This is a genomic window from Candidatus Avelusimicrobium faecicola (assembly GCA_900540405.1).
GTDB classification, from domain to species: domain Bacteria; phylum Elusimicrobiota; class Elusimicrobia; order Elusimicrobiales; family Elusimicrobiaceae; genus Avelusimicrobium; species Avelusimicrobium faecicola.
The window spans coordinates 1-4,957 of sequence record UQFW01000070.1 but is presented as its reverse complement, the minus strand read 5'-3'; the positions used below and the strand labels follow the sequence as shown (position 1 = coordinate 4,957).

At 49.8% G+C, this 4,957-nt stretch carries 5 protein-coding genes; all 5 read left to right on the top strand.

From position 1 onward, the window contains the following. Positions 1–202 precede the first annotated feature (202 nt). The 5 genes from ACQY18_RS06240 to ACQY18_RS06220 all read left to right on the top strand — a co-directional run bounded on the left by ACQY18_RS06240 (position 203) and on the right by ACQY18_RS06220 (position 4,796). Positions 203–1,597, top strand: a complete 1,395-nt coding sequence (locus tag ACQY18_RS06240; protein WP_428039250.1) for an MFS transporter — start codon at positions 203–205, stop codon at positions 1,595–1,597. A 117-nt stretch (positions 1,598–1,714) separates the two neighbouring features. After that, on the top strand, positions 1,715–2,221 hold the full coding sequence (locus ACQY18_RS06235; protein WP_428039249.1) for a flavin reductase family protein: 507 nt from the start codon (positions 1,715–1,717) through the stop codon (positions 2,219–2,221). Positions 2,222–2,342: 121 nt separating this feature from the next. Beyond that, positions 2,343–3,044, top strand: coding sequence for a hypothetical protein (locus ACQY18_RS06230; RefSeq protein WP_176777900.1), 702 nt, complete (start codon positions 2,343–2,345; stop codon positions 3,042–3,044). A gap of 18 nt (positions 3,045–3,062) precedes the next feature. Next, positions 3,063–4,058: a GGGtGRT protein gene (locus ACQY18_RS06225; RefSeq protein ID WP_428039248.1), complete on the top strand. Its 996-nt coding sequence runs from the start codon at positions 3,063–3,065 to the stop codon at positions 4,056–4,058. Positions 4,059–4,247: 189 nt separating this feature from the next. Continuing rightward, the gene (locus ACQY18_RS06220; RefSeq protein ID WP_428039247.1) at positions 4,248–4,796 is read left to right on the top strand and encodes a hypothetical protein; all 549 of its coding nucleotides are present in this window, start codon (positions 4,248–4,250) and stop codon (positions 4,794–4,796) included. Positions 4,797–4,957 lie beyond the last annotated feature (161 nt).

Below are 4,957 nucleotides of genomic sequence, written 5' to 3'. Positions count from 1 at the left end.
GCCGCTTTTTTTACTGTAAAAATCTGTTTGCGGGCAGAAAATATTTGTTATAATAATGAGGTAAGCAACAGGTTTGCTTTCACTGCTGTTATATAAAGGAACTCTTACTTTACTTTCTAAACGAGGGAGCGCCCAGGCGGGAAGCCAGCGCCGGAGAGCAAAAGGTAAGAGTGTCTTTTTGCATTCAAAATTAGGAGACTGTATGTTCGCAAAGTTAATTAACTTTATGAAGCCGTTGCCGGATGCCGAACGCCTTACAGATGAAAAACAAATTAAACGCCTGTACAGAAACTGGCGTATTAAAATGTTTTTTGGTATGTACTTCGGTTATGCGTTGTTCTACTTTACCCGTAAAAACTTGGATTATGTAAAACCCGCCCTCAGCGAAAACTTCGGCCTGAGCATTATTGAACTTGGTTATATCGGTACCACCATTTATTTGACCTACGGTATTGGTAAATTTTTAAGTGGTGTTATGGCAGACCGCTGCAATATCCGCGGCGTAATGGCTTTAGGGCTGTTTGCCTCCTCTCTGATTAACTTGGCGTTTCCGTTCTTGCCCCAGTTCCACGCGTTTTTGGGCCAAATGCACATTACGTTGCCGCTGGTGTTCTTGGCGTCGCTTTTGTGGGGTCTTAACGGGGTGTGTCAGTCTATGGGGTTCCCGCCCGTAGCTAAAGGGCTAGTGTATTGGTTTTCTCCCTCGGAAAGAGCCACCAAATGGACGCTTTGGTCTTCTTCCCATACCTTTGGGGCGTTCTTTGTGGGCGTATTAATTGCCTATCTGCTTAAATTTGATGCGTGGCGCATGGCCTTTGTGGTACCTGCCATTATGGGTATTTGCTACAGCATTTTCCTGTTGTTCTTCTTGACCGATAAACCCACCACCGTGGGCTTGCCGCCTATTGAAGAATACCGCCACGACGTGATGCCCGTAAAAGAAAAAAGCAACCTTTCCCACTGGGAAATCCTCAAGAAACACGTGCTTAAAAACCCGTTCTTGTGGGCGTTGGCTATTTCTTACATTTTTATTTACTATGTACGCTTTGCCACGTTGGACTGGGGTACCATGTTCCTTACGCAGGAACGCGGCTTCTCCGACGAATTAGCCGTTTCCGCCATGAAATGGATGCCCTTTTTGGGTATGCCCGGCGGTATTGTGGCGGGCTACTTGGCCGACCGCTGGTTCCAAGGCCGCTGTACGCAAATGAACATCATTTACTTGGTCATTTTGGCGGCCAGCTGCTGGGGCTTTTATAAAGTGGCCGGCACGAACCAGTTTTTCTGGACGTCCTTGTTGGCCTCGTTTATCGGCTTCTTTGTGGACGGCCCGCAAAACTTGGCCGGCGGTGTACAGGCTTCCCGCGTGACGGTGCAGGAATCCGTTTCCGCCGCGTGCGGTTTTACCGGGATGTTTGGGTATTTCGGGGCTATGCTTTCCAGCACGGGCGCCGCTTTTATCAGCAAACATTACGGTTGGCAGGGTGTGTATTTCTCCTGCATTATTGCTTGTATGATTGCTATGGCTTGTATTGCTACCACTTGGCGTAAAGAATCCGCCGCCGTGGCCGCGGAACAAGCTGCCGCAAACAAGTAAAAATAATCCAAAATTGTTTTTCACACCCCCGCCCCGTGCGGGGGTTTTTTATTTATAGGGCTTGCGCGCGCTTAACAGGAAAGGTATAATAAACAACACTAAAAAGGGGGAATGAGTATGACAGAACAAACGTATCATGCCGACGCCCAGCAAAAACTGGATTTGATGAAAAAGGGCGCGTTTTTAACCACCGCTTTTGGCGGTAAAGTAAACACCATGGTTATCGGGTGGGGCAGTATCGGCTATATGTGGCGCTTGCCGATATTTACGGCCTTGGTACGCCAGAACCGCTTTACGCACGGTTTGTTGGAAAAAACCGGCCAATTTACGGTCACTTTTCCCACGCAGGACTTGCCGGAAGCGTTGCAAATTTGCGGTACTAAATCCGGCCGGAACATGGATAAACTGGCCGCCTGCGGTTTGACGGTGGCTCCGGCACGCAAAATTGAAACCCCGCGCTTGGCCGTGCCCGGGTACCATTATGAATGTAAAGTGCTGTATAAAACCACTATGTCGGCGCAAGATTTAGACAAAGCCATCAAAGAGCTTTGGTACGAAAAAGAGCCCGGTGACTATCACACCTTATATTTTGGCGAAATTTTGGATAGCTACCAAACCCATTAATGGTTTTTACCAGGCGGCCTGCGGTGCGGGCCGCTTTTTTTTACTGGGGAAAATGTGTGTTTTCTGCGTGCGTATTTGGTAAAATATATGGGAAAGATTTATTTTTATATAGGAGACTCTCATGAGCTGCGAAAAATGCACCCCTGAAGTACAGAATATGTGCTGCGTCTGCAAAGGCGCCAAGCATGAGCCGGCCCCGATTCCTGAAGAAGGTAAATGGGTCAAAGCCAAACAAATTACCGATATTAGCGGTTTAACCCACGGTGTGGGTTGGTGTGCCCCCCAACAGGGCGCTTGCAAACTTACGCTCAACGTAAAAAACGGCGTAATTAAAGAAGCCTTAGTGGAAACCTTGGGTTGCTCCGGCATGACGCACTCTGCCGCCATGGCTGCCGAAATCCTGCCCGGTAAAACCATTTTGGAAGCCTTGAACTCTGACTTGGTTTGCGACGCGATTAATACCGCTATGCGCGAACTTTTCCTGCAAATTGTGTACGGCCGCACGCAGAGCGCGTTTTCCGACGACGGCTTGCCGATTGGCGCCGGTATGGAAGACTTGGGCAAAGGCCACCGCTCCCAGATTGGTACCATGTACGGTACGCAAGCCAAAGGTGCCCGCTACCTGGAAATGGCCGAAGGGTATGTGTTGGAACTCGGTTTGGATAAAAACAACGAAATCATCGGTTATAAATTTGTAAACCTGGGCAAAATGATGGATGCCATTAAGAAAGGCGAAGACCCCAAAACCGCGTTTGAAAAGAACGTCAACAGCTATGGCCGCTTTAACGAAGCCGTCAAGAAAATTGACCCCCGCAAAGAGTAAGCCCAGGAGAATATTATTATGATTACGTTTGAAGGATACGAAAGAAGAATTGATAAAATCAATGCCGTACTGAAAGAATACGGTATTGCCTCCTTGGAAGAAGCCAAGGATATTTGCACCAAACACGGTGTGGACGTGGATAAAATCGTCCGCGGTATTCAACCTATTGCTTTTGATAACGCCGTTTGGGCTTACACCGTCGGCGCGGCGATTGCTTTGAAAAGCGGCGTAAAAACGGCGGCGGAAGCGGCCGAAAAAATCGGTGTGGGCTTGCAGAGCTTCTGCATTCCCGGCTCCGTAGCCGACCAACGCGCCGTGGGCCTCGGCCACGGTAATTTGGGCGCCATGTTGTTAAGCGAAAAGACCAAATGCTTCTGCTTTTTGGCCGGGCACGAAAGTTTTGCCGCGGCGGAAGGTGCCATTGGTATCGCCCGCACCGCCAACAAAGTGCGCAAAGAACCCTTGCGCGTTATTTTGAACGGTTTGGGTAAAGATGCCGCTTACATCATCTCCCGCATTAACGGTTTTACCTCCGTGGAAACGGAATATAACTACAAAACGGGCGAATTGAAAATCGTAAGCGAAAAAGCCTTCTCCGACGGCGACCGCGCCAAAGTGAAATGCTATGGTGCCGACGACGTAAACGAAGGCGTTGCCATTATGCGCCACGAAGGCGTGGATGTTTCCATTACCGGCAACTCCACCAACCCCACCCGCTTCCAGCACCCGGTGGCCGGTACCTATAAAAAGTGGGCTACCGAAAACGGCAAAAAATATTTCTCCGTGGCGTCCGGCGGCGGCACCGGCCGCACCCTGCACCCGGACAATATGGCCGCCGGCCCTGCCTCTTACGGTATGACCGACACCATGGGCCGTATGCACAGCGACGCCCAATTTGCGGGTTCTTCCTCTGTGCCTGCGCACGTGGAAATGATGGGCCTGATTGGTATGGGCAACAACCCGATGGTAGGCGCGACGGTAGCCGTAGCGGTGGCCGTTTCCGAAGCCAAATAACAACGGTTGTAAATGTTTTACAAAGGGAGCCTCTTAGGGGGCTCCCTTTTGGCATTTTGGGGGATTTTGCGGGCCGGGCATTGGCGCACTGTTTTTGCGTATTTTTTAAGGGAAATAGTAAACCATACTTCATTTTTCAGCCTTGAAAAAAGAGCGTTTTTTTGTAATCCTTATAGTAGTGGAGGGGTTATGAGAAAAATTTTATTAAACTTAATGATGGTGGCGGTGATGGTGGGGCTGGCGGGCTCGGCCTTTACCTCTACGGAAATGAGCGCCCAACAGTTTAAGCTGTTGCAAAAAGCCATTCCGGCCAAGTTGGATTTATTGCGCGCCAAACTGGACCAAGCGGGCGGCAAGGAGCTTACGCTGGCGTATGTGATGTCCGTTAAATCTAAACCTGCGTTGGCGGTATCCAGCGCCATTTTGGCGTATCAGGATTTTTCTTCCAAACGCTCGTTGGGTATTTTAATGGGCGCGGCGATAGAAAACGCCAATAATCCGTTGGCTATGCAACGCTTGCGGGATAGTGAGTTCCGCAAATTGTTGGTTTCTGCCCCGCAAGAACAGTTTGGGGTGGAACAAACTTTGGCAACATTGGACGAACTGGTGGAAATGCGGCCCGCCCAATTACAAAGTGTGGTGGGGTTAGCCAAACGCATGGACCCGAAGTTTGCCGCCACGCAAGCCGTGCGCCAAGCGGTGCGGGAAGCGGCAAAACAGGTTCCGCCGAAAAAATAAAGGTTTTTATTGCGTTTTATAAGGCCGCGCTTTACCGCGCGGCCTTGTTGCGTTGGGGAAAAAGTTATAAGAGATTTATTATAAAAATTTTTGCAAGGCAAAAACGCCGGCGGACAGCGCGGCTAAACCCAGGGCGGCGGCCAGAATTTCTATCGGTTTCG

Excerpts from the sequence above, each read along its gene's own strand:
- ACQY18_RS06235 (WP_428039249.1), top strand. The coding sequence starts at position 1,715 with ATGACAGAACAAACGTATCATGCCGACGCCCAGCAAAAACTGGATTTG.
- ACQY18_RS06220 (WP_428039247.1), top strand. The coding sequence starts at position 4,248 with ATGAGAAAAATTTTATTAAACTTAATGATGGTGGCGGTGATGGTGGGG.
- ACQY18_RS06240 (WP_428039250.1), top strand. The coding sequence starts at position 203 with ATGTTCGCAAAGTTAATTAACTTTATGAAGCCGTTGCCGGATGCCGAA.
- ACQY18_RS06225 (WP_428039248.1), top strand. The coding sequence starts at position 3,063 with ATGATTACGTTTGAAGGATACGAAAGAAGAATTGATAAAATCAATGCC.
- ACQY18_RS06230 (WP_176777900.1), top strand. The coding sequence starts at position 2,343 with ATGAGCTGCGAAAAATGCACCCCTGAAGTACAGAATATGTGCTGCGTC.